At 45.2% G+C, this 22,109-nt stretch carries 26 protein-coding genes; 7 read left to right on the top strand and 19 right to left on the bottom strand.

The features are described from left to right. Positions 1–67 precede the first annotated feature (67 nt). From HP552_RS21455 to HP552_RS21390, 14 genes are all read right to left on the bottom strand, one after another. Positions 68–661, bottom strand: coding sequence for a GNAT family N-acetyltransferase (locus HP552_RS21455; protein ID WP_217506514.1), 594 nt, complete (start codon positions 659–661; stop codon positions 68–70). Positions 662–935: 274 nt separating this feature from the next. Then, entirely contained in the window at positions 936–2,297 is a 1,362-nt protein-coding gene (locus HP552_RS21450; protein WP_175397418.1) for an amino acid permease, read from the bottom strand. A 162-nt stretch (positions 2,298–2,459) separates the two neighbouring features. Then, on the bottom strand, positions 2,460–3,158 hold the full coding sequence (sigK, locus tag HP552_RS21445; protein WP_095289757.1) for an RNA polymerase sporulation sigma factor SigK: 699 nt from the start codon (positions 3,156–3,158) through the stop codon (positions 2,460–2,462). A gap of 203 nt (positions 3,159–3,361) precedes the next feature. Beyond that, positions 3,362–3,541 (bottom strand): hypothetical protein, encoded by a 180-nt coding sequence (locus HP552_RS21440; RefSeq protein WP_175397417.1) that lies wholly within the window; start codon positions 3,539–3,541, stop codon positions 3,362–3,364. A 30-nt stretch (positions 3,542–3,571) separates the two neighbouring features. Then, entirely contained in the window at positions 3,572–3,919 is a 348-nt protein-coding gene (locus HP552_RS21435; RefSeq protein WP_175397416.1) for a hypothetical protein, read from the bottom strand. 46 nt (positions 3,920–3,965) lie between these two features. Continuing rightward, positions 3,966–4,685: an IS3 family transposase gene (locus tag HP552_RS21430; protein WP_175397415.1), complete on the bottom strand. Its 720-nt coding sequence runs from the start codon at positions 4,683–4,685 to the stop codon at positions 3,966–3,968. A 222-nt stretch (positions 4,686–4,907) separates the two neighbouring features. Next, entirely contained in the window at positions 4,908–5,468 is a 561-nt protein-coding gene (locus tag HP552_RS35930; RefSeq protein WP_446686456.1) for a DUF3885 domain-containing protein, read from the bottom strand. Between the two features lie 231 nt (positions 5,469–5,699). After that, on the bottom strand, positions 5,700–6,215 hold the full coding sequence (locus HP552_RS21420) for a hypothetical protein (RefSeq protein WP_175397413.1): 516 nt from the start codon (positions 6,213–6,215) through the stop codon (positions 5,700–5,702). A 196-nt stretch (positions 6,216–6,411) separates the two neighbouring features. Next, positions 6,412–7,119, bottom strand: coding sequence for a peroxide stress protein YaaA (yaaA, locus tag HP552_RS21415; RefSeq protein ID WP_175397412.1), 708 nt, complete (start codon positions 7,117–7,119; stop codon positions 6,412–6,414). A 216-nt stretch (positions 7,120–7,335) separates the two neighbouring features. Then, entirely contained in the window at positions 7,336–8,001 is a 666-nt protein-coding gene (locus HP552_RS21410) for a tetratricopeptide repeat protein (protein WP_175397411.1), read from the bottom strand. A 142-nt stretch (positions 8,002–8,143) separates the two neighbouring features. Continuing rightward, complete coding sequence (locus HP552_RS21405; RefSeq protein ID WP_175397410.1) at positions 8,144–9,040, bottom strand: RCC1 domain-containing protein; 897 nt, start codon at positions 9,038–9,040, stop codon at positions 8,144–8,146. Positions 9,041–9,159: 119 nt separating this feature from the next. Next, complete coding sequence (locus HP552_RS21400; RefSeq protein ID WP_175397409.1) at positions 9,160–9,372, bottom strand: hypothetical protein; 213 nt, start codon at positions 9,370–9,372, stop codon at positions 9,160–9,162. Between the two features lie 343 nt (positions 9,373–9,715). After that, positions 9,716–10,951 (bottom strand): MFS transporter, encoded by a 1,236-nt coding sequence (locus tag HP552_RS21395; protein ID WP_175397408.1) that lies wholly within the window; start codon positions 10,949–10,951, stop codon positions 9,716–9,718. Between the two features lie 66 nt (positions 10,952–11,017). Further along, positions 11,018–11,950, bottom strand: coding sequence for an ADP-ribosylglycohydrolase family protein (locus HP552_RS21390; protein ID WP_175397407.1), 933 nt, complete (start codon positions 11,948–11,950; stop codon positions 11,018–11,020). A 518-nt stretch (positions 11,951–12,468) separates the two neighbouring features. Here HP552_RS21390 and HP552_RS21385 point away from each other — a divergent pair. Both HP552_RS21385 and HP552_RS21380 read left to right on the top strand, forming a co-directional pair. Continuing rightward, positions 12,469–13,137, top strand: a complete 669-nt coding sequence (locus HP552_RS21385) for an HAD family hydrolase (protein ID WP_175397406.1) — start codon at positions 12,469–12,471, stop codon at positions 13,135–13,137. Positions 13,138–13,183: 46 nt separating this feature from the next. Beyond that, positions 13,184–14,356 (top strand): mannitol-1-phosphate 5-dehydrogenase, encoded by a 1,173-nt coding sequence (locus HP552_RS21380; RefSeq protein WP_175397405.1) that lies wholly within the window; start codon positions 13,184–13,186, stop codon positions 14,354–14,356. 99 nt (positions 14,357–14,455) lie between these two features. Here the strand turns inward: HP552_RS21380 and HP552_RS21375 are convergent, their stop codons facing one another. The 3 genes from HP552_RS21375 to HP552_RS21365 all read right to left on the bottom strand — a co-directional run bounded on the left by HP552_RS21375 (position 14,456) and on the right by HP552_RS21365 (position 17,086). Further along, a complete protein-coding gene (locus HP552_RS21375; protein WP_175397404.1) occupies positions 14,456–15,358 on the bottom strand; it encodes a DUF8580 domain-containing lipoprotein in 903 nt (300 codons plus the stop codon). Positions 15,359–15,490: 132 nt separating this feature from the next. Beyond that, on the bottom strand, positions 15,491–16,144 hold the full coding sequence (locus tag HP552_RS21370; protein ID WP_175397403.1) for a YkyA family protein: 654 nt from the start codon (positions 16,142–16,144) through the stop codon (positions 15,491–15,493). Between the two features lie 39 nt (positions 16,145–16,183). Next, positions 16,184–17,086, bottom strand: a complete 903-nt coding sequence (locus HP552_RS21365) for a polysaccharide deacetylase family protein (protein WP_312884328.1) — start codon at positions 17,084–17,086, stop codon at positions 16,184–16,186. 222 nt (positions 17,087–17,308) lie between these two features. Here HP552_RS21365 and HP552_RS21360 point away from each other — a divergent pair, with 222 nt between their 5' ends. Together HP552_RS21360 and HP552_RS21355 are read left to right on the top strand one after the other, a co-directional pair. After that, the gene (locus HP552_RS21360; protein ID WP_175397402.1) at positions 17,309–18,253 is read left to right on the top strand and encodes a DMT family transporter; all 945 of its coding nucleotides are present in this window, start codon (positions 17,309–17,311) and stop codon (positions 18,251–18,253) included. A 99-nt stretch (positions 18,254–18,352) separates the two neighbouring features. Then, positions 18,353–19,192, top strand: a complete 840-nt coding sequence (locus HP552_RS21355; protein ID WP_175397401.1) for a sulfurtransferase — start codon at positions 18,353–18,355, stop codon at positions 19,190–19,192. A gap of 85 nt (positions 19,193–19,277) precedes the next feature. Here the strand turns inward: HP552_RS21355 and HP552_RS21350 are convergent, their stop codons facing one another. After that, positions 19,278–19,652: a winged helix-turn-helix transcriptional regulator gene (locus tag HP552_RS21350; protein WP_175397400.1), complete on the bottom strand. Its 375-nt coding sequence runs from the start codon at positions 19,650–19,652 to the stop codon at positions 19,278–19,280. A gap of 141 nt (positions 19,653–19,793) precedes the next feature. On the opposite strand from HP552_RS21350, the gene HP552_RS21345 reads away from it, so the two are divergent. Beyond that, complete coding sequence (locus HP552_RS21345) at positions 19,794–20,147, top strand: DoxX family protein (RefSeq protein WP_175397399.1); 354 nt, start codon at positions 19,794–19,796, stop codon at positions 20,145–20,147. Positions 20,148–20,169: 22 nt separating this feature from the next. Here HP552_RS21345 and HP552_RS21340 read toward each other — a convergent pair whose 3' ends face one another. Then, a complete protein-coding gene (locus tag HP552_RS21340; RefSeq protein WP_175397398.1) occupies positions 20,170–20,724 on the bottom strand; it encodes an NAD(P)H-dependent oxidoreductase in 555 nt (184 codons plus the stop codon). Between the two features lie 199 nt (positions 20,725–20,923). Here HP552_RS21340 and HP552_RS21335 point away from each other — a divergent pair, with 199 nt between their 5' ends. Together HP552_RS21335 and HP552_RS21330 are read left to right on the top strand one after the other, a co-directional pair. Beyond that, positions 20,924–21,286, top strand: coding sequence for a winged helix-turn-helix transcriptional regulator (locus tag HP552_RS21335; RefSeq protein WP_175397397.1), 363 nt, complete (start codon positions 20,924–20,926; stop codon positions 21,284–21,286). Positions 21,287–21,334: 48 nt separating this feature from the next. Then, positions 21,335–22,054: an SDR family NAD(P)-dependent oxidoreductase gene (locus tag HP552_RS21330; RefSeq protein ID WP_175397396.1), complete on the top strand. Its 720-nt coding sequence runs from the start codon at positions 21,335–21,337 to the stop codon at positions 22,052–22,054. Positions 22,055–22,109: the final 55 nt, after the last annotated feature.

Below are 22,109 nucleotides of genomic sequence, written 5' to 3'. Positions count from 1 at the left end.
GTCTTCACTTCATCCTGGGGGCAGCCTCATCACGGATGCGTATCATCATTGGAAATAGCACTAGTGATTATGTATATGATTTGGATAATAAAAACAAAAGTTTCTCTTTTACATCCGTCCATTCATTGTCTATGATGCTGTAAAAAATATTGTCATGAATCGAGCCGTCCGCCTTTATTCTGTGCTTACGGAATACGCCTTCCTTCTTGGCTCCGATTCGTTCAATGGCTCGTTGCGATCGAACATTTTGTCCGCTTACGGAGAACTGCACCCGCATTAAATTCAGTTCTTCAAAGCAATATTGCAGCAAAAGATATTTGCACTCCGTGTTTACTCCCGTCCGCCAATAGTCAGGTGTAAGCCAGGTCCATCCAATCTCTGCATTTCGGTTACCCATGTCAAGATCGCCAATTCGGGTAGTTCCGATGATCGCTCCTGTCGCTTGATCCATAATGGTGAAGGGGATCTGTGATCCATTCTTTTTATTCTCCAGTGCAAGCGTCAGTACTTGATCGAGTTCTTCAGGTGTATGGATCGTTCGCCAGGTGAATTCCCACACTTCTGGAGTGAATAAGACACGAATCAATTCCGCCTTGTGGCTGTTTTCCATCGGAACAAGAGTTACCTTTTTCCCTTCCAGAACAACATCTTTTTCTTGCATGATAACTGTCCACCTCCGTCTGGTTTTATATAAAACATACTATAGATAAATGAGCTGTGAGTATAGACTCCTCGAGGTGCAAAACGTAATCATTTTTACAGGGCAGCCGGAAGTGCTTCTGCATCCGATTCAATTTAGAAATACGTTATAACTTCATTCAGATGAGAAATGGTCACTTTAAAACATCAAAACCGCCCATCAATGATGGACGGTTTTCGTTTTTCACTTCTTTCTTAGTACAAGGTACCTCATCCGTATTAAAACCATTAGCGCGTTAACCTTGCGTTGTGGTTGCACTTCTTTTTTTGAACAGATAGATCCCCGCCATGAGGATAAACCAAACCGGCGTGACAAACAGCGCCACTCGTGTATCCTCGGCCAGTGCCAGAACTACGAGTACAAACGCCAGAAAAGCCAAAATCAGATAGTTCGAAAATGGATAGAGCGGCAGTTTAAACCGACTCCGACTAGCGAGTTCCGGCTGGGTACGGCGGTATTTCAGGTGACAGATCACCATGATCCCCCAGACAAAGATAAAGCAAACGGTCGAAACACTTGTAATCAGTGTAAATACGCCCTCGGGCATCACATAATTCAGAATAATCGCAACCAGGATGACCAGTGTGGAGAATAACAGTGCATTGGCAGGCACCTTTCGGCCATTCAGGCGGGCAAGCGGCTCCGGCGCATTACGATCCTTGGCCATGGAGAAGACCATACGGCTTGTACTGAAAATGGCACTATTGCACGCCGAAGCTGCGGATGTCAGCACCACGAAATTCACAATACCGGCGGCTGTCGCAATACCTACGGCTGCAAACACCTGCACAAAGGGACTTTCACTCGGTACAATCGCGTTCCATGGGTAGATGCTCATAATAATCAGCAGTGCACCAACATAAAAGAGCAGCACACGGATGGGAATCTGGTTAATGGCTTTGGGAATAACCTTCTCCGGGTTCTCTGTTTCCCCCGCTGTCAGTCCGACCAGTTCCATACCTACAAAAGCGAACACCACCATCTGGAACGAAATGATGAATCCATGCATGCCATTCGGGAACCATCCCCCATGACTCCACAGATTGGTGAAGCTTGCCGTCCCCTGATCTGTAGTAAAACCTTTAAATATCATATATAAACCGACAACAATAAGTGCCAGAATGGCGATTACTTTAATTAAAGCGAACCAAAACTCCATTTCACCAAACAGCTTCACCGTTGCCAGATTCATGACCAGCAATATCACTAATGCAATTAAACCGGGCATCCATTGTGGTACATTGGGAAACCAAAACTGCGTATACATGCCTACTGCGGTAATGTCCGCCATGGCGATGGAGATCCAGCAAAACCAGTAGGTCCAGCCGGTAATGAATGCTGCCATATTTCCCAGGTAATCACGCACAAAATCCACAAAGGAATGATACTTCAGGTTGCTTAACAGTAGCTCCCCCAATGCACGCATGATCAAAAACAAAACCACACCTGTTATGATATAGGCCAGCAGTATGGACGGTCCGGTCAGTTGAATCGTCTTGCCCGCGCCCAGAAAAAGGCCTGTCCCAATTGCACCCCCAATCGCCATGAGCTGGACATGCCTGTTTTTTAATCCTCGTGTTAATGTCTCTTCCTGCATGGTAAACCACCACTCTCTTTCTGCACATGCTCTCTACGTTGCTGAAACTTGTATACAACCCATCATATAATAAAGTGAACAGAATACCTATCCTTCATTTATGTTTTTTTATGCCAAAGAGGCCACCTCTCATAACAAGGCGCCCTCTGTTCTGGTCAACGATTATTTTTGCTTATAGAACTCATGATACAGCTTCATTAACGCCCGTTTCTCAATCCGTGATACATACGAACGGGAGATGCCGAGTTCCTTGGCAATTTCGCGCTGAGTCCGCTCTTCCCCGCCTGCCTCCAGGCCGAATCGTCCAATGACAACTTCCTTCTCCCGATCATCGAGGATGTCGAGATTGCGGTAAATTTTGCTTTTTTCAATCTTAAGCTGCACCTTGTCTACGACATCATCCGCTTCGGTTCCAAGGATATCGATAAGTGTAATTTCATTTCCCTCTTTGTCCGTTCCGATGGGATCATGAAGGGAGACGTCTTTGCGTGTTTTCTTCAGGGAACGAAGGTGCATCAGAATTTCATTCTCTATACAGCGGGCCGCAAATGTGGCGAGTTTGGTTCCTTTGCCTTGCTGAAAACTTTCGATGGCCTTGATTAAACCAATGGTTCCGATCGAAATCAGATCTTCCAGGTCTTCCCCCGTATTGTCGAACTTCTTGACGATATGCGCAACAAGGCGCAGATTGTGTTCAATGAGCAAATTGCGGGAGTGGGCGTTGCCTTCAGCCATGAGGCGCAGGTGTTTGGCTTCTTCGTCCTCAGCCAGCGGCTGGGGAAACGCATTATTTTTGACATACGAGACGAGCAGCGTTAACTCTTTGATGAACAGGGCAATTGCGGTAAACAATCCGGGCACAGATGACACCTCCTGCAGTTTTACAACGATCTGGCCTGAGCACGTGAAGGAACAGGGTCGATCTATTGTATGTAGGCGGAGGCCCAGAAGTGCACGTACACTAGAAAAAGGGGATGTTACCGCGATGATTTAGTGGATCTTTATTTTAGGGGAATACCTATGCTTAATGCTGCGATTGTGCAGTCTATTTTTTGCCATGAGTATCACGTACTTACATCAACAATGGACCCAACCTTTTGAAGGAGCAGGAATTCTTTCTGTATGCTCTCGATAAAATATTTTTTCTCTCCCAATATAACGACATCACTCTCGGCTAATGGAACATCGCTTTTGAAATAGATAAAATTATCCGCGCCTCTGAATGCGCCTTTATAGTAGTACACGTTGTCACCTTCTCTTTGGGAAAAATGATATCAAAGTTTATGCGTTTTTAAAATCGTTCTCACTTGATCTAACCCGTAGGACATTTTTTGATGCAGCACAAATAGTAATAAATCAACATCTATACGAACCCTGCGTTCTTCTCTATTCAGGGCAAACATCTCTGTCGTTTCATTCAAAATAAGAACTTCTACATCATTCTCTCGAATGATAAAATGATCCTTTAACTCAATTTCTTCTCCTATATTAGAGCAATTCAAAAAAATTATAATGTCACTAATCATAGGCTCTTTGGCCTCGATGTCTAAAAAAGATAGAAACATGCCCTTTGAACGCTTATGATTTTTTTCAGAGAATGCTTTGAGATTGAATCCCACCATCTATTCACCTCTCACTTGCTGTTCAACCTCCGCTTTGTTTGCTGCCTCATTCAAGTATATTTTCTCGGTCTATATATGAGAGATGAAAGACTCGATACAAGCATTGTCTAGGCAATTCCCACGCCTGGAGTGACTTCCTAGCATGTTTCAGTTTATGGTTGAATGGCTTAGAGGTGTATTGAAATCCTTGATTCGAGTTTAGGATTACGCCACTCAGATCCGTGTGCTGACAGAGTCTATCCAGCGTTTCATGAATCAAAGCGAGGTCATTTCGTTCGGAAAGATGCCAAGCTACAGTCTCGTTATTACACAAATCCTGAATGACAGAAAGGTACACAAAATGTTCTCCAGCACGAATATAGGTAATGTCTTTAACAAGTTTAGTTCGTGGTTTATCTGCCTGAAACTGGCGTTCGAGCCGATTCGGATTCACCACAGAAGCTTGTTTCCCAAAGAAACGACGCTTCTTTCGAATGACAGAACCAATCCCTAATTGTTTCATTAAACGATACACCTTTTTGTGGTTAACCCTAAGGAATTCTCTCCATAAAGCCAACGTCATTCGAAGATAACCAGAGTAGGGATGAACGCGATGGATGGCAAGCAGATTCGATTCTAATTCATATTGCTTTTGTCTACGCTCATTTGTCACCTGCATGCTTTTTCTCCATTTGTAATAGCACGAGCGGGACAAACGTTTCGCGACTTCACGTATGCTCATATGTTCTTCGTTGACCAGCCGGGCCGCCTCCAATTTTAATTCCAAGGGAGACCGCCGGAAAGTTTGTCCTTTTTTTAGCCATGAAAAAATCCCTTCCATTAGGCAAGATTAAGTCCATCTTAACAGATGTCTTTTTTCTCTTGTCTACTAAAAGGGCATAATACCAATTGTAGCGACTTTTTTGGGAATTGGCCCTTAACAGTTTTATCAATTCAGTAGTTTATTTCATATACGACTGACTTACTCACTCTTAAAAGAAATCCAGTCTTACTGGGTTTGATCGTGGAAGATTTGATTGATTTTGTTCCGATCAAAGTCTAATATCCAATCATTAAACTTTTCGTAAACCGGACGTAATGTATCTGTATCTGTTGCAACAACATCCATGCCTCTGCTGTCATGAATATGAAATATGCATTTTTTTGTTTCGTTAATTAGATAAATATCACCAACAATTCGGGATTCAGGAGCAATTTCTCGATATGCAATGGCACTAAATAAATCTTTCACTTTTAAATTTTCAAGCTCTATTTTAGTACAATATTGCACTGTAATGGTTTCTTCGTCGTCTTCATCCGGATCTTTATAACGGTACTCTAGTTCTCGCTTTTCAATGTCTTTCATTTCGACTCCTGAATAATAGAGAAAATTGTCATAAACATCATTTTCAAATGACGAAACAGGATGCTCACTCCAGCTATCTACAAAAACGGTTAAATAAACTATATCGTTGGATTCACCGATTTCATTAAATATGGAAAATGCTCTACGCGTTACTCTATCTATCCTACTTTGCTTGGTTAGATCTCCCCCCAAATCATATCTAATTGCAATTTTAAAGTTAAAAAAAAAGGCTTTTTTAATTTCAAATTTTGGAATTTTTCGATTAATAACTTATCTAATTGTTGATTAAAGTCCAATGAACTGACCTCCAATGCGATACAGTAAGGAAACAAGTTTATATCCTTACTGTATCGACAAACTATTTCAATTTTATTACCGTACCTGTTTGGCTCTTATGTTTATCTTTAATCCAATTACCGTACTTATCTGCGTCAGCTACCCAATGAAGTTCTTTCCCTGACTTCTTAAACACTTTGAATGCAGATCAGCTTGATCGGTAGTATCCTTTGCCCACCAATAGCCATGACTATCTTGATATGCTTTTACTTTATCTCCGTGAAAGTTATAAGTTAATGTAGCTTTAGCATTCGTCTTAATATCCCACAATGTTGTGGTATTTTTGGTGGATTTTTTTGATCCGCTAACTTTACCACCAGCAAAACCTAGCGCAAGCGCTGCAACATATTTTGCCTCTTTTCCTTTAATCAACGCACTTACTAACTGTTCAGTTGCCCAGCTAATATTACCTGCAGACTTAGTATAAGGACTTTTACCCAATGCCATATCATACAAGTAATTATACCGATTCTTATCTAAAAAAGAGTTGAAGCCGTAACGATCTCGAATTGTATTTTTATACAGATTATAATTTGAAGTGTTTATTTTAAAACCTTTCGCTTTAGCATCCTTCAGCATATGTCTGAGTTCTTGAGCATAGTAAGGCTCTGCCATATTGCCGCTTGGATCCACATACTTTAACGGGTTATTATTGACATACGAATACAGGTTTCCTTGCAAGATATATATATAAATATTCAGTACTAACCGCACGTGACCACAGAATCTTCACAATATATGTATGAGACCAATCGCTGTACAGTGTAGGCTTTCCCTTTGGTTGTATGAAAACATACGTGCTCTCATCCGATCACTCTTCTGAATAACCAAAGTTAAGCCGATCAAATCTTCTGATGTCCTTTACATCTGTAATCTGATGCTCTGCCATATAACGTACCATTTCACCTCTGGCCATCTTGGCCCAGGTTGCCTTTTCAACAAGCTTCCCATCAACCATTTGTCCGAATACACAAGTTATGAGCTTAACCTCCTCGCTTAGAAAAGGAGTAATGTTTTTGCTATATTCTTTGGATGCCAGATTCAGGATATCGTTACTTTCCGATTGAAGCTGATCTGCCAATTTGCTACCCCAGAACTGATAGAGGGACTTGAATCCCGGACCTTGTAGCTTGCCCTGCATCTCCAACCGATAAAGTGTTACCCCATCCAAAGGCCGTAACATTCCATAAAACCCGGATAATATGCGTAAATGCTGCTGCAGATAGGCCAGTTCTCCCTTTTGAAAAACACTCGGCGCCATATATTGATACTGAATGCCCTCATAGGCATAGATGGCTGGGGTAAGATTGTCTTTTAAATTCATACTTCGAATCCGCTCCATATTCATTTCGGCGATTGCATCATTACACTTCCACAATATTTTAAGTTCGTCATAGGTTAACTTTCGAAGCAGACTTAATAATTGTTCCGACTCGTTTATAAAATGCGGCATCTGCGCGATAGCCATAAGATCGGTATCGATCTTCATCTTTTTAGCTGGTGATATGATAATTCTCATCGTGCTGATCCATCTTTAATCTACCGTTGTTTTTGTCGTTATTCATTGTACAGGATTGGTCAGGCGAATCCAATGTTAAAGCGCACTCGCCCTGTCATGGTTCCTTTGAAAAGACTTAAACACGAACAAACCAGCCCGCTCATGGACTGGCTTGTTCATTACATTTTGAAAATTTAAGTTCAAAATTTATTTGTACTTTAAATAAGAAGGTGGTTGTTAAATTAAATTAACAATTGAATTGTATCTTCCCTCTGTCATAAAGACACCAGTAATTCGTTCATTAATAAACCTGATTACATCTAGTGAATCATAATCTTCGTAACATGTTTCTTCCTTATAAATAAGTTTAACATTAGCCAATCCACTCTGAATTAATAGTTTTCCTTTATCCATTTCTCCATTTTGTAAATAGTAATTTCCTAAATCAACCCAGTTCATTACAAGATAATTACATGTTTTAATGGATTGATCAACAAGAGTAACAAACTTATTTTTGTTTGTAGATTCGTAATGCCATGCCATCAAATACAATATAATGGCTTTCGTTTGTGTATCACTGGAGTTTTTCTTTAATTGCATTAAATTTTCAAGTTGAAAATCATTCATTCCACCCATAAACCATTCACTGAAAAAGCTTGAAAGTATTGTGAAATATGAAACATTACCATGGTACTCCATTGCCGAATCTAGCAATGATATAGCTCTTTGATAATCTCCAAAAGGAGGTAATGTTTGCAATAAGACTACTCTTGCCCATGCGTCTACGTCCTGAGGAAACTTATTTAAATAGTCAAGAATTAACTTCTCTGCTTCTTCCAGGGACTCTCCAGTCGACTGATTCACTAACCCATTAACAATATTCTGAATGGCTAAATCATTCATCAAAGTCCTCATTTCTAATTAATTTGGTTACCAAGAAGGCGAGTAGTCTTGCCCATGAAGGCATCTACATTGATTATGGTGCCGTGATTTTCTTCTCTATTTATTGTGCTCCCATAACCTAAGTGCTGTACATTTTAGAAAACTAATTTCCGGGCAGTTGGATGCCGCGCCAGCTGGTTACATCGCATTGTCCATATTCATTATCACCCACAGCAACCAGTGTGCCGTCTGATTGAAGACCTACGGTATGGGCACAACCTGCCGCTATCGCCACAATATCGCGCCAATCACTTACATTACACTGTCCATACTTGTTCCAGCCTACAGCCTCCACCGTGCCATCCGATTTAAGGCCAATGGTATGATTACTACCTGCGGCTATAGACACAATACCACCCCAACCGCTTACTTCGCATTGATTATGTTTATTTAAACCCACAGACATCACCGTACCGTCAGATTTAAGGCCGATGGTATGGAGATAACCCGCAGCGACTGCTACAATATTGCACCAATCGCTTACTTCGCGTTGGCGATACCGATTATTACCCACACCCACCACCGTGCCGCCCAATTGAAGACCAATCGTATGCCAGTCACCTGCAGCAACCGCCACAATATCTTTCCAGCCGCTAACATTGCATTGATCTTCATTATTCCTGCCCACTGCTACCACTGTACCATCTGATTGGAGACCAATCGTACGACGCCAACCCGCCTCAACCGCTACAATTTCGCGCCAGTCGTTTACCTCGCATTGGTTGTCCTTATTCCAACCTATAGCCGCCACCGTGCCGTCGGATTTAAGTCCGATGGTATGAGCATTACCCGTGTTCGTCGCCATATGAACATTACCAGCCGCAACAGATATCATACCCTGCCAGCCGTTTACATCACATTGGCCCATTTTATTATCACCCACAGCCATCACTACGCCGTCAGATGTAAGCCCAACGGTATGGCGACGCCCGGCCGCTATTGTATTTTTAGGCCACCGTCTCACCTTTAACATCGCTTCTTTCGGTGAACCATAATCCATGCTTTGCCTCCTTCCTGAAAACAAGATCTGTTCTTTTAAGTACTTATCGTGGTCGTTTAGATCGCTAGTGCCGCATATGACTCCAGAACACACTAATATTAGTCCTTGCTTGCCTGTAACTATTCTTCTTTTCGTTTAAAACACATCTTGCCAAGAAGCAACCCCATACCAGATGAACAAATAAGATATCCAAAGAACAAGAAAAGTAAAAAAACATCATGAAGATCTTCAGGAATTTGAAGTACACCTTCAAACCAAGCCAAACGAAAAGGATAAAGTAGCGCTACCCAAATGATCAGCAAGACAAGAATAAAATTAATTATTTTTCTCACAATTACTATCCTTTCCATACCGAGTGGAAACAGTAAAATATATACGCTACCTATTTCAATCCGTATAACTTATCGTTGCCTGTGCTATAATTTTTGCCATTCGTTCAAGTATCTCTTCATTAAAATACACAGTATAATCTTTCACTACGATTGGTGGAAGGGATATGTAGTTTCTTTTGGGATATCCGCTTTCTCGACTTGAAAACTCCCTTCTTTATGTATACATTGTACTCCCAAACTATTAGATACCCTTATCAATCTAATTATTATAACTCCACATTAAAACTAAAGCCTCCACCCCACAACTTCTTGCGGAATGGAGGCTGCATCAACCTACTTATATTCAGCTGAGCGGCGCAGTCTCCACCACGTCCGGGATCTCTGGCAGACGCTGTTTGCGTTCCATCGCCAGACTTATAAAGAGTCCGAGCAAGCCCAATGCAGCAATCGCTGCTGCGTACAGCGGTACTGAAATAAGTCCCGTATGGGTAATGGCAAGTCCGCCGAGATAGGCTCCGCCTGCATTCCCCAGATTAAACGCAGAGTGGCTCGATGTGGTCGCAAGCAGCGGTGCTTCGCGAGTCATATTCATAATACGAATCTGCAGACCCGGCATAATCCCAAACGCAGCGACACCCCAGCAAAAGATCGTAATGACTGCCAAATAAGGATTCTCCAGCGTCAAGGTGAGTAAGGCCAGGAGCACAGCCAGTACGGCGAAGTTCACCATCAGGGAAGGCATCAGCTTCCAATCGGCCAGTCGGCCGCCCAGCATGTTGCCCAGCGTGACACCAACGCCGAACAGCACCAGAATCCATGTTACACTCTGCTCCGCAAAGCCGCTGATATCCACCAGCATCGGTGTAATATAAGTGAAAACTGCAAACAGGCTTCCACAGCCCATGGCTCCAATGAGCAGTATTAATAATACTTGTGGACGAACCAGATTACGGAATTGCTGTCCGAGGTTCGCCGGCTCACCTTGCGAAATAACCGGAATAAAACGGATGATGCCGATCAATGAGATGATGCCCAGAATGGTAATCGCTCCAAACGAAGATCTCCATCCGAGCTGTTGACCAATAAATGTACCAAAAGGTACCCCAATAATGTTGGCAATCGTAAGGCCTGCAAGTACAACGGATACCGCGCCTGCCCTTCTCTCGGGTGCCACAAGACGAGTGGCCATAAGTGACCCTACACCGAGAAACGTACCATGTGCAAATGCCGTCAGGATGCGTGCCGAAATCAGCAAACCATACGTTGGTGCAATGACGGACAATGCGTTACCTATGATAAAAATGCACATCAGCAATACCAGCAGTTTTTTCTGCGGTATTTTATGGGTAAACACGGTCAGAATGGGCGCGCCAACAGCGACACCCAGTGCATAGCCCGTAATTAGTTGTCCTGCCTGCGGAATGCTCACATGCAGATCAGCAGCCACATTCGGCAGCAATCCCATAATGATAAATTCAGTCATGCCAATGGCAAATGCTCCTACTGTCAGGCACAGAAGAGATAACGGAAACGCCCCTCCTTTACCCGATTTCGAAGCACGTCGTTCTGTGTTGTTCATATGATGTTCTCTTCTCCTGTCTCCATCTTCTGTCTCTTTTGTTATTCCTTTTGCTTACTTCATTCTCTATGATGACATTCCTGCTGCTGCCTTCAGCCACATCGCCTCGTTTAATGCCTCGAACGTTTCTAGCATCGCAAGCTTCTTGCGCCAATGAGCGGGAATACCACTCTGTCCGTAAAAAGCACCTGCTATCTGCCCGTACACGGCACCAGTTGTATCTGCATCATCCCCGAGGTTGACGGCCAGCAGCGCACCCTCTTCAAATGTGGAAGACTTATGGAACGCCCATAATGCCGCTTCAAGAGAACGGACGACATAACCGCTTCCCTGAATTTCAGGCGGTTCCTTATGCCGATAAGATCCCCGCACGACTTCTTCAATCGCTGGAGAAAACAAAGGCTCATTCCTCCACTGACGACATGTCTCGGGCAGTAGCATGGTATGCTTGTCCGCTCCACGCAGTCCTGCAACCAGTATAGCCGCCAGCACCTCGCAAGCCTCTACACTTTCCATCGCTGCATGTGTTGTGCGGGAGCTCAGCTTTGCATGATGCACTGCATCCTGCGGATGATTCGCATAAACCATGGCGACAGGTGCAAGCCGCATGATTGAGCCGTTGCCTGCCGTCATCGGATCGGTTGATCCGCTGTAAGGCTCTTCGGTCACCCTGAACCGTTCCAGTGCATTTCGCGTGGCTCCGCCGATATCAAAGCACGTCCCGGTACTGCTCATATAGCCGACCTGATACCAGTTCGTGTACCTGCGCATCTGATCCGCTGGATCAAAGGTATCTTTTCTGACCAGACTTTCGGCCAGACATAGAGCCATTGACGTATCATCCGTCCACTGTCCGGGAGCCAGGCCGAACACGCCGCCTCCCACAATATCGGTTACAGGCTCAAAGGTGCCCGGGCTGCTGAACTCCACAGTCGTTCCCAGTGCATCTCCTGCCGCAAGCCCGATTAAACATCCATCGAAGCGATCCTTTTGCAGCATCTTCGGTCCCTCCTCTGCATCCAAACTTTCAATAAACTCCTTCCATTCTCCCACATGGCCTGTTCTGTCGTAAAGAATTTTAAACCATGAGCAATTTATTTCTTCATCGCTTCCGAATTTTCGATTGCCTTTCTTCTATTATAAAAGTGTCGAAAACTGTTGATTGGTCAGAGTTTCCCTATATCGCAAAAAAAGTTTATTTTTTCGATACGGGGAAAACTGTTTTTTCAGTACACCGCTTACATGTATAAGTCATAACGGTTTACCCTGTTCTCTGTTTTCTGAAAACACATCATCCAGGTGCAAATTTTCAATGTAAACAATCATGACGCGCTTGACCCTTAAGTTTGTCCTATGTTACGGTTTTATTAGCTTCAACGCATATTTTTTTCCAATTAAATCATTTATATCGAGCACTTGTGTAAACTAAACTGCCGCATTACAAATGAAGCAAATGGGAATATGCGAATTTTTCAGTTTTATCCCAACACAAATTCTGAAACAGGAGGAACAAATTTATGATTAAGGCACTGGTTTTTGATTTCGACGGAACGATTATTGATACGGAGACAGCATGGTATGTTGCTTTTCGTGATGCCTACAAGGAACACGGCGTAGACTTAACCCTGGAGATGTATTCGCAATGCATCGGTACCAGTCTGAAAACATTTAATCCCTATGAGTACCTCATCACAGATTTGAATCTTCCGATCGATCGGGAAGCGTTCAGGGAATCGGTTCAGCTGCAGCATGCAGCACTGATGAACAAGGAGCAGGTAAGACCAGGTATCAAGAACTACCTTGATGCGGCACGTCAAGCCGGTTTAAAATTGGCCGTTGCCTCAAGCTCCAAACGGGACTGGGTCGAACAACATCTGGAACAACTGAAACTGAAGGATTACTTCGAAGTGATTCGCACAGCTGACGATGTGGCCAATGTGAAGCCTGACCCGGAATTATACAATCAAGCACTGGAAGCCCTTGGAGTAACTGCAGACGAAGCCGTAGCAATTGAGGATTCACCTAACGGCGCGCGTGCAGCTGCTGCGGCTGGTATTCACTGTGTGGTCATCTCGAATACCATTACCGGCACACTGGATTTCGATATGCCTCACCAACGGCTGTCATGCCTGACCGACCTCGAATTTAACGATTTGATTTCGAAACCACTCGTCACCACCGTCTAAGGTCTAAACGAATTTCGCAATTCAACTTTAAAGGGGGAGTTCACACATGAAAGCTGTACATTTTGGGGCGGGCAATATAGGCCGCGGTTTTATCGGTCATATGTTGTCCGCTTCCGATTATGAAGTCTGCTTTGTCGCACGTAACCCGAATAAAATCTCCATGCTGCAAAAGAGGCAAGAGTATCCCATTACGCTCGCTAATGCAGCTCAGGATACAACCATTGTCAGTAACGTCACCGCCATTCATGTCGGCGAACAGGAACTTGTGGCTGAGCAGATTGCAGCGGCTGATCTGATTACTACGGCGGTTGGGGTATCTGCACTCGAAGATATTGCCGAACCCATTGCGAAGGGCATTTATTTACGCATGAAAAATAACAATCACACACCTCTTCATATCATCGCTTGCGAGAATGCCATTGGAGGCAGTACTCGCCTGAAGAAACGGGTATATCCGTTTCTGGATGAACAGACCCGCACCAAAGCAGAACGTTATGTCTCGTTCCCCAATGCAGCAGTAGACCGGATTGTACCGGTTCAAGACCACAAGGACCCGCTGCAGGTCACGGTTGAGCCTTTTTACGAATGGGTTGTGCATCGCCCGGCACTGCTGGATGGCTTCAAGGAGATTGAGGGCGTACACTACGTGGACTCCCTTGAGCCTTACATTGAGCGCAAGATGTTCACCGTAAATACCGGCCATTGTGTGGCTGCTTACTTCGGATATCTCCATGGATTCAAGACGATAAGGCAGGTGATGAGCAACTCAACACTTCGTGCCGAGGTCAGGCATGTCATGGAGGAAACGGGAGCCATGCTTATGAAGAAACATGGTTTTAACCCCCATAAACACAGGAAATATATGGACACCATTCTCGAACGCTTTGCCAACCCCAACCTGACGGATCAGGTCACCCGGGTCGGACGCTCACCCCTTCGCAAGCTATCGCCTTATGACCGGCTTGTTCGCCCTGCGATGCAGGCCAGCGAATACGGAATTGAAATTCCCCACCTTACTTCCGCTATGGCGGCCGCGATGCTCTTCGATTATGAGCAGGACGAGGAAGCCATGAAGCTCCAACACATGATTCGTGAAGATGGCGCCTCCGCCTTCATTCGTGAACACATGGGAATCCCCGACGAACACCTGGTCCATCAGCATGTTGTCGCCCGATACGAGGAACTCAAAGGGCACAAGGAATCGACCATTTTAACCTGAACCATCTCAGGTAAACGGCAGATCCTGCAAACTCAATAGACACGGCAAAAAGCCGGGAGGAACCTATGCCCATGCTTCGTTCCTTCCGGCTCTTTCATATTATTTTGCGGTATTCTCTTCATTCATGATGGAATTAAGGGATACATACGCCATGGGCAGAAATCCCTCGGACGGTTCACCGACAGGTGCATCAACGTGGAAAATGAAGCCATTGCCATCCAGTTCTTTTACAATGAAATACTGCGTCTTTTTATCGTTTTGAGCCATCATGAATAGTCCTGCATCCTTCATCGGGCCGCTGCTCAGCTCTTCCTTGCTCAGTTCCTTAACCTCTCCCGTTTCGGTTAACTCTTCCTTGGCATCCATCTTCAGCGCATCGAGATTGAAATCTGAAGGAAGCTTTTCGATTTCCACGTTGTAGTCGGGATCAATCTTCATCGTTAATTCGTTGTCTTCTGCATCAAATGCCATGGGTTCGAACACATAAAGGGAGTAGCCCTTACCTTGGGCAAGTGTGGCTGCACGATTCTCCGTCATGCCTTCCACGGTTACTTCCAGCTCTGTCGTTTGGGGACGATCTGATGTAACGTTGCCGCCTGCATTCGAACCGTTCGGTTCATCCGCTTCGATCTTGGTGATTTCCGTAAGCACCAGCTGCTTGGTTGTGCTGTCGCCTTCAATGGTTCTCTCTACATATTTGAATTGTACCGAATCTTCATCATCAATGTCGTCGAAGGATTTCTGTACATCCTCTTCAACCTGGAAAGCCATGGGAACCTCTTCGACACGGATCTCTACCGTGTGCGGGTCCGCCCAGCCTGTCAGAATGCCTTCTGCTTCGATGGCCGCACTGTCTTCCGGCCTCTGTTCCGGTGCAGGTGCCTGTTCACCTGTATTATTGGTGGGCGGCTGCGCTGCAGGACTGCTGTTACCACAGGCCACTAGCGAGAATCCCATCAGTAGTACCAGTAATGATGCACTAATATTCATTGTATTTCGCATATGAACACCTCCGTTAGCTTATACGCAATGATGCTTGTCCATGTTGCTTCAGATTACTTACTAGTACTTACACGGCTGACCGCCAGCTCAATCATATAGATGAATGGACCTACTTCAAATCTAGCAAATCCATTAACTTGCTTGCTCCATTTGAACGAGCTTGGCATTGGCTCCGTTGAACGCTTGTGTCTGTTTATTGAATTGCTTCCTTAACTCGGCGAGATGCACATATTGAGTATTACGTTCCCGGATTGCGCGCATGATTTTGACCAGATTGGGTTCCACACTGCCTCTCATTAAAGAATAAAGCTGTTCATCGGCATCCAGACTTTGCTGATAGGAGGATACAAAATCCTCAAATGTCTGGGCTCTTGCCTCATACTGGTCCAGGACGGTTTGAGCCTGAGCCAGCGTCTCTTCTTTTTCAAAAGACAATCGTTCCAACGAGTCCCGCACGGCAGGCATCTTCTCTTGCGTCTGTTTCATTAAGATTTCCGCCTGCGTCAGCAGTTTTCTCCGCTCGGCAATATGGTCTTCAGCCTCATCCAGCAGCGACTCAATGTTACTGTTTTTGTTTTTTCCTTTACTCAAAATCGATGTGTATAGCTCCATGTCCTCCCGTTCATGACGGGCAAGTTCCTTCAGACTTTGAGCCATCTCCTGGTCACTCAGAATCAATTGATTCACCTGATTCGCCGCTGGTTCCTGCGGCTGGCCACACGCACTGGCGAGCACCGTCAGCACCAGGCTGACGGCCACCAGAGCTGACCTTTTCCACGTACGCACTGGACCGTCTCCTCTCTTGCATCTGATTATCTTCTCTAATTACAAGCGGGTATCTCCGCTAAAGTTGGCTATCCAATGCGCTTTCGGGTCGTAGACCTCGAATTCATAACCCCGATCTTCAAGCAATTTCAAAATGCGCGGCAAGGCCTGTACCGTCTGCTCCCGTTCATGCATCAGGATCACTTCCTTGTCCCGGTGAACACTGTTGCTGACACGCGCCACAATCTTGTCCGGCTGACCCGGAAGATTCCAATCGAGAGAATCGGTCGTCCAATCCCACATTTTGAAACCTGCTGCGGCAATATCGCCTCTGAAGGATTCTCCGATCTGCGGACTGCTGCCGTAGGGAGCACGAATCAGATGCGGCGTAAAGCCAATCAGATCCTGAACCATCTTCTGTTCCTTTTTGAACTCCTTCACAAAATTCGCCGAGCTGCCGCTTTTGTACAATTTGTTATAGTTATGTGTCATGCTGTGCAGTCCGGGGTAGCTGCCCTCTTGGACCAGTCGCTCTACCGCTGACTTATGCTGATTCAACTGCCGTCCGATCATGAAAAAGGTTGCCTTGGCCTCATGTTCTTTCAAAATATCCAGCAGTTGTTCCGTATACTCACTTGGTCCATCATCAAACGTTATGTATGCCAGCTTGCGAACCTGTCCCTGAAACCGTGCAGGCTCTTCCTTCACACCTGGGGTCATTTCGATCATGCCCAGCTTGGTTGGCTGCTCAATGGCAGCTACCGGAGGCGGTGCTACATAGCCCTTAATCCAGTGGGTCATTCCAATGAATGCATATGTTAAACCGGTAACGATCAGTGCAAGCAGCATCAAGGCCGCACTCAATCTTCCATACCGGATCCGTCTTCGTCTGTGCGTCTTCGTTCGGCTTGTTCTGCTCGCAATGCTGCCATTCTCTCCTGCTGCCTGTTGTTGTACTCTCACTTCCAGTGCCACTTCCTTAATTTCCCGATTATTGGTATATTATATCGTTTCATGTCTCTATATAGAAGATTAATAGAAAAGCGGTCTTGGTGAATGACAGAATAGTTACAAGCCCGGTTACAATCTGCTTATCTATTTTCCTTTCTTCGCTTTTCCTACGGCTGCATTCTCCTGTATAATGAATTGATTTATGCCATTTGACTTCAAGAAGGAGCTACATTCATGACAAGCTTGTTTCGTGCCGGCAGATCCATTGAACTTCTGTTCGTTGTCGGCATCATTGCAATTTCGTTTTCTTCCATTTTCGTGCGTTGGTCCAGTGCAGATGTGGCTGTCATCGCCATGTACCGCCTGTTTCTTACCAATCTGCTGATGCTTCCATTTGTCTGGAAATACCGGCATGAGATGATGCGCTTAAACTTCAGACAATGGGGATTGCTGCTCGCATCCGGTATGATGCTGGCCCTGCATTTCCTGCTGTGGATGGGATCGCTCAGGCTTACGAGCGTCGCCAGTTCCACGGTCATTCTCGCACTTGAACCCATATTGATTCTTGCCGGTTCCGTCTGGCTGTTCAAAGCCAAGATTAACCGCATGATGATTATCGGCATGGGCATCGCCCTGCTTGGTTCCATTGCCATCGGGGCGGGAGACTTCCAGTTGGCCGGAACGGCATTGCAAGGTGATCTACTGTCTTTGCTTGGAACGATTGCGGTAGCCATCCATATGCTGCTTGGACAATTTTTGCGCTCCGGACTAAGTGCCTTCTCTTATAACTTCTGGGTATTTTTCGTCGCTGCATGTACGCTGGCGGTATATAACTTGGCCATGGGGCATCCGTTCGGGGGTTATGCAGCGTCTGAGTGGGGGATTTTCCTGCTGCTCGCCATCGTGCCGACGATCTTTGGACACTATCTCTTTAACTGGCTGCTTCAGTATATGAATGCCACAACGGTATCCATGGGCGTGCTCGGTGAACCTGTATTCTCCTCACTGCTGGCCTGGATGCTGCTTGGTGAATCACTCAGCGCGATGCAGATGATTGCCGGCGTTGTCATTATTTTTGGGGTATGGATCTTCATTCGCTATGGCAAAACCAAACCGCAACCTATTCCGGCTGATGCACCTGTAGGTGGGAAAGGGCCTGCCGAACCTACGGCAGTGTAACTTGTATCATCAACAATGAGCATGGCAAAAGAACGATTGGAGTCTGATCCTACAGACTTCAATCGGAACCCAATACTCTTTATAAGGCGGTGTATTTTCATGAAAAACATTGTATCCATGCGCTGGCTGCTCGCCAGAATGTACGAACCGGATGTGGTCATAGCCGACTGCAGATTCCTGCTCGGTCAACCGGATGCAGGAAGACAAGCTTACGAGGCCGGACATATTCCAGGCGCCGTTTATCTCGATCTGGAACAGGATCTGTCTGCTCCCGTGTCTGCTCATGGCGGACGTCACCCGCTTCCTGATTCAGCGGAGCTGGCAAGCCGTCTTTCGAAAGCAGGCATCGGTTCAAATGCACGTATTGTTGCCTACGATGACCAAGGGGGCATGAATGCTTCACGGTTATGGTGGCTGCTTCGTTATCTGGGTCATGAACAGGTGTATGTGATGGACGAGGGCTTCTCCGCTTGGCAAAACGCCAAGTTCCCGGTAACCACGGATGTGCCTGTGCGGATTCCTTCCACGTTCGAAGCAAACGTGCAGCCGGACATGCTCGCCAGCGTGCAGGATGTGCAACAAGCTTCGACGGACGGATCAACTGTCCTGATCGACTCTCGTGATGCCCGCCGCTTCGCAGGTCTGGAAGAGCCGATTGATGCCAAGGCCGGACATATTCCGGGGGCAACCAATTATTTTTGGAAGGACGTACTGAATGCCGAGGGCCGTTGGTCTGGCGTAAGTTCATTGGAAGAACGTTTCGGGGAGCTGGCGAAGGATGAGCCTATTATCGTGTACTGCGGCTCCGGCGTATCAGCCTGCCCGAACGTGATTGCACTGGAAGAAGCAGGATACACGAATGTGAAGTTGTATTCCGGAAGCTGGAGCGATTGGATTAGTTATGAGGAGAATCCGGTGGCGACAGGGGAAGAAGATTAAGCGTTCGTTTTTATTTGTATACTTAGAAAAAGTAAAGCCCGCAATCTTTGTGGGCTTTTTTAGCGTGCGTTTCATTCCGAAACGTTTATTCGATTTTCCGAAGGCTGGATGGGTTTGCCTCTGCTTCATCTTCTTCACCGTACAGCTTCTGCATATGCTGCATATGTCCGACTCCCCAGTCGCTCATGGTCTGGAGCACGGGCTTCATGAGTTGTCCATACTCCGTAATCGAGTATTCGACCTTTGGCGGAATTTCTGCATACACTTCGCGATGCACAATATCATGATACTCCAATTCTTTCAACTGCTGGGCCAGCATCTTTTTCGAAATATCCGGAATGGCTTTTTGTAATTCACTGAACCGCATTGTACCGTTGTTCAGCAGGCGAAGAAGAATCAATGATTTCCATTTGCCCGTGAGAATGTCCAGCGCCGTTCCGAATTTGCAATACACCGTCATTCTTATTCCTCACTTTCTGGTTATGCCAAAGGTTTACTTTTGGTTACCTGGTTAGGTTTAAGTGCCTACTTCCTGATTGAGCTTTCTCACTTTAGTATAGAGGCAGACATCAAAATAGAACAAGTGAGGGAAAAAGAAAAGATGAATGTGACGTTATGGATCGTACAAATCATATTGGCGGCAGGCTTCGTATATTCGGGATGGATGAAAACCGTTGGTATCGAGTCGTCAAAAAAGACATGGGCCTGGGTAAATGATGTGCCGAAAAGTCTAGTTGTTTGGATCGGAATCGCGGAGCTACTTGGAGCGCTGGGCCTTGTTTTGCCGTGGGCGCTGAACATGGCTCCAGTGCTTACGCCGATCGCCGCAATCGCTTTGGCTGCGGTCGCACTGTCCGGGATGCTGTTTCATATTCGGCGAACAGAGTATCGTGAGATCGGCGTAAATATCTTTTTTGTAGTTCTGGCGTTGATTGTGGCAATTGGAAGACTGTAAGATTTACCTTCTATATATGTTTTTAATCAGACAGGTTTCCAACTTCATTCTGGTACTCATAAATATAACGGATATAATCTTGAGCACTTTGGTTAATCTCTTCATCAGTAGCCTGGAATGATGCACCGAAGACTGCAAAATACGGTAATACTACTGCACCTACATGATTAATGCTGGCTTTGAAAGGAGTAATCACTTCATCTACTGTAAAGGAGACTGAACCTTCCGGCGTGTAATTTTCTTTCTTATCCCCAATTGACATGACTATACCCAGCTTTTTACCATGCAGTTTATTGCCTTTTGACCCATACGCCCATCCGTAAGTAAAAACATCATCAAACCACTTTTTGAGCAAAGGCGGATAGCTGTACCAATATAACGGAAACTGCAGGATGATATGATCATATGCTTCCAAAAGCTTCTGTTCTCTGGAAACATCAATGTTCCAATCAGGATACGCTTTATAAATCTCATGGATTGTAATATCGCTCGAGTGTTGCAGCAGTTCCTCTCTCCAGCGCTGATTCACTCTTGAAACCTCAATATTTGGATGTGCCAGAATGACGAGTGTTTTCATTGTTAACATTCCTTTCGTGGTTCAGGGTCAGACTTCTTTTTCGAATATGGTCATTATCATATAAGCCTGAATAAAAGAAAATACACACAATGAAGTAAGATGGTTACCTCAAAGTGTGTATGGACGTCATCAACAATATTGTGAGAAAATAAACAGTTATACCGCATCATCAGGATGCAGCTGGAACGAGGTGAACTGTATGAAACAATATAATCTGGGGATTGAAGCAACACTCGAAATCATTGGCGGCAAATGGAAGGCGCTAATCATATGTCTATTAATGTCAGGCGTGAAAAGGACAGGTGAGTTACAACGCAATATTAACGGCATTTCGCAAAAGGTCCTGATTCAGCAATTACGTGAGCTTGAGAAGGACGGCCTTGTCAGAAGACATGTGTATCAACAGATGCCGCCAAAAGTCGAATACAGCCTTACGGAATATGGAGTTACTGCCAACAGGATTGTGGATGTGATGTGTGGATGGGGACGGGAGAATATAGCATTAAGGCAGCAGCAGGGAGAAGACATTGTACTATTGGAAAATAAAGAACCCGCTTTTTGAGCTGATATACCCATGGACTTGACACTTTGAAAAGAAGGAGCAGTTAGATTGAAAAACTATCTCATATTTGGTGCTAGTAAAGGATTAGGTGATGCGTTTGTCAGGGGGCTGCCTGAGCAGGGCGATAAAGTCTGGGTAGTGTCTCGCAGCCGACCTGACAGTTTGAACCTGAGCGATGGCGTAGAACGCATATGGATACAGGCAGATCTGTCTGATCTCCATGCGGCCCAAGTGGTCAGTGACGCGCTTCAGAACGAAACACTGGATGTTCTCATTTACAATGTAGGCATTTGGGAAAAGGAAGGGTTTGAGGATCATTACACGTTTGATCAGGACACTCCTGCTGATATCTCTAATCTGATTCATGTAAATATAACGTCGGCTATTGTATGCATTCAGGCCCTACTGCCCCATCTCCGGCAATCAACAGCCGGCAAAATCATTCTGATCGGCTCGACTGCGGGTCTGAATAATTCGAATAACACTCAGGTTTCATTTGTAGCTTCCAAATTTGCCATTCGAGGAATTACGGAGGCCTTGAGGGAGCATACGCGACACGATGGCATTGCCGTTACATGCATCAACCCCGGAGAGCTTGCAGCTGATATTCCTTATGAAGAGGGAAGCGAACGTGCACTTGCTGAATATAATGGCACACGCATCCCCCTTCAGGATATGGTTTCCATCGTAAAATGCATTGTCAGCCTGTCCAAAGCAGCCTGCGTAAAAGAAATTAATATTCCTGCAATAACAGATTTAAACGCATAATTGGAGTTCCGCTCCAATCATGAAGAACCCTCATATATCAAGGAAAAATAGATTG

It is taken from the genome of Paenibacillus xylanilyticus (genome assembly GCF_013359935.1).
GTDB classification, from domain to species: Bacteria; Bacillota; Bacilli; order Paenibacillales; family Paenibacillaceae; genus Paenibacillus; species Paenibacillus xylanilyticus.
This window is presented reverse-complemented; position numbering and strand designations above follow the sequence as displayed.

What these genes read in the sequence shown, in the direction of transcription:
- HP552_RS21455 (WP_217506514.1), bottom strand. Translation starts at nt 661, where the DNA reads ATGCAAGAAAAAGATGTTGTTCTGGAAGGGAAAAAGGTAACTCTTGTT.
- HP552_RS21450 (WP_175397418.1), bottom strand. Translation starts at nt 2,297, where the DNA reads ATGCAGGAAGAGACATTAACACGAGGATTAAAAAACAGGCATGTCCAG.
- HP552_RS21435 (WP_175397416.1), bottom strand. Translation starts at nt 3,919, where the DNA reads ATGGTGGGATTCAATCTCAAAGCATTCTCTGAAAAAAATCATAAGCGT.
- HP552_RS21420 (WP_175397413.1), bottom strand. Translation starts at nt 6,215, where the DNA reads ATGGCAGAGCCTTACTATGCTCAAGAACTCAGACATATGCTGAAGGAT.
- yaaA (WP_175397412.1), bottom strand. Translation starts at nt 7,119, where the DNA reads ATGAGAATTATCATATCACCAGCTAAAAAGATGAAGATCGATACCGAT.
- HP552_RS21410 (WP_175397411.1), bottom strand. Translation starts at nt 8,001, where the DNA reads ATGAATGATTTAGCCATTCAGAATATTGTTAATGGGTTAGTGAATCAG.
- HP552_RS21405 (WP_175397410.1), bottom strand. Translation starts at nt 9,040, where the DNA reads ATGGATTATGGTTCACCGAAAGAAGCGATGTTAAAGGTGAGACGGTGG.
- HP552_RS21395 (WP_175397408.1), bottom strand. Translation starts at nt 10,951, where the DNA reads ATGAACAACACAGAACGACGTGCTTCGAAATCGGGTAAAGGAGGGGCG.
- HP552_RS21390 (WP_175397407.1), bottom strand. Translation starts at nt 11,950, where the DNA reads ATGCTGCAAAAGGATCGCTTCGATGGATGTTTAATCGGGCTTGCGGCA.
- HP552_RS21385 (WP_175397406.1), top strand. Translation starts at nt 12,469, where the DNA reads ATGATTAAGGCACTGGTTTTTGATTTCGACGGAACGATTATTGATACG.
- HP552_RS21380 (WP_175397405.1), top strand. Translation starts at nt 13,184, where the DNA reads ATGAAAGCTGTACATTTTGGGGCGGGCAATATAGGCCGCGGTTTTATC.
- HP552_RS21375 (WP_175397404.1), bottom strand. Translation starts at nt 15,358, where the DNA reads ATGCGAAATACAATGAATATTAGTGCATCATTACTGGTACTACTGATG.
- HP552_RS21360 (WP_175397402.1), top strand. Translation starts at nt 17,309, where the DNA reads ATGACAAGCTTGTTTCGTGCCGGCAGATCCATTGAACTTCTGTTCGTT.
- HP552_RS21355 (WP_175397401.1), top strand. Translation starts at nt 18,353, where the DNA reads ATGAAAAACATTGTATCCATGCGCTGGCTGCTCGCCAGAATGTACGAA.
- HP552_RS21350 (WP_175397400.1), bottom strand. Translation starts at nt 19,652, where the DNA reads ATGACGGTGTATTGCAAATTCGGAACGGCGCTGGACATTCTCACGGGC.
- HP552_RS21345 (WP_175397399.1), top strand. Translation starts at nt 19,794, where the DNA reads ATGAATGTGACGTTATGGATCGTACAAATCATATTGGCGGCAGGCTTC.
- HP552_RS21340 (WP_175397398.1), bottom strand. Translation starts at nt 20,724, where the DNA reads ATGAAAACACTCGTCATTCTGGCACATCCAAATATTGAGGTTTCAAGA.
- HP552_RS21335 (WP_175397397.1), top strand. Translation starts at nt 20,924, where the DNA reads ATGAAACAATATAATCTGGGGATTGAAGCAACACTCGAAATCATTGGC.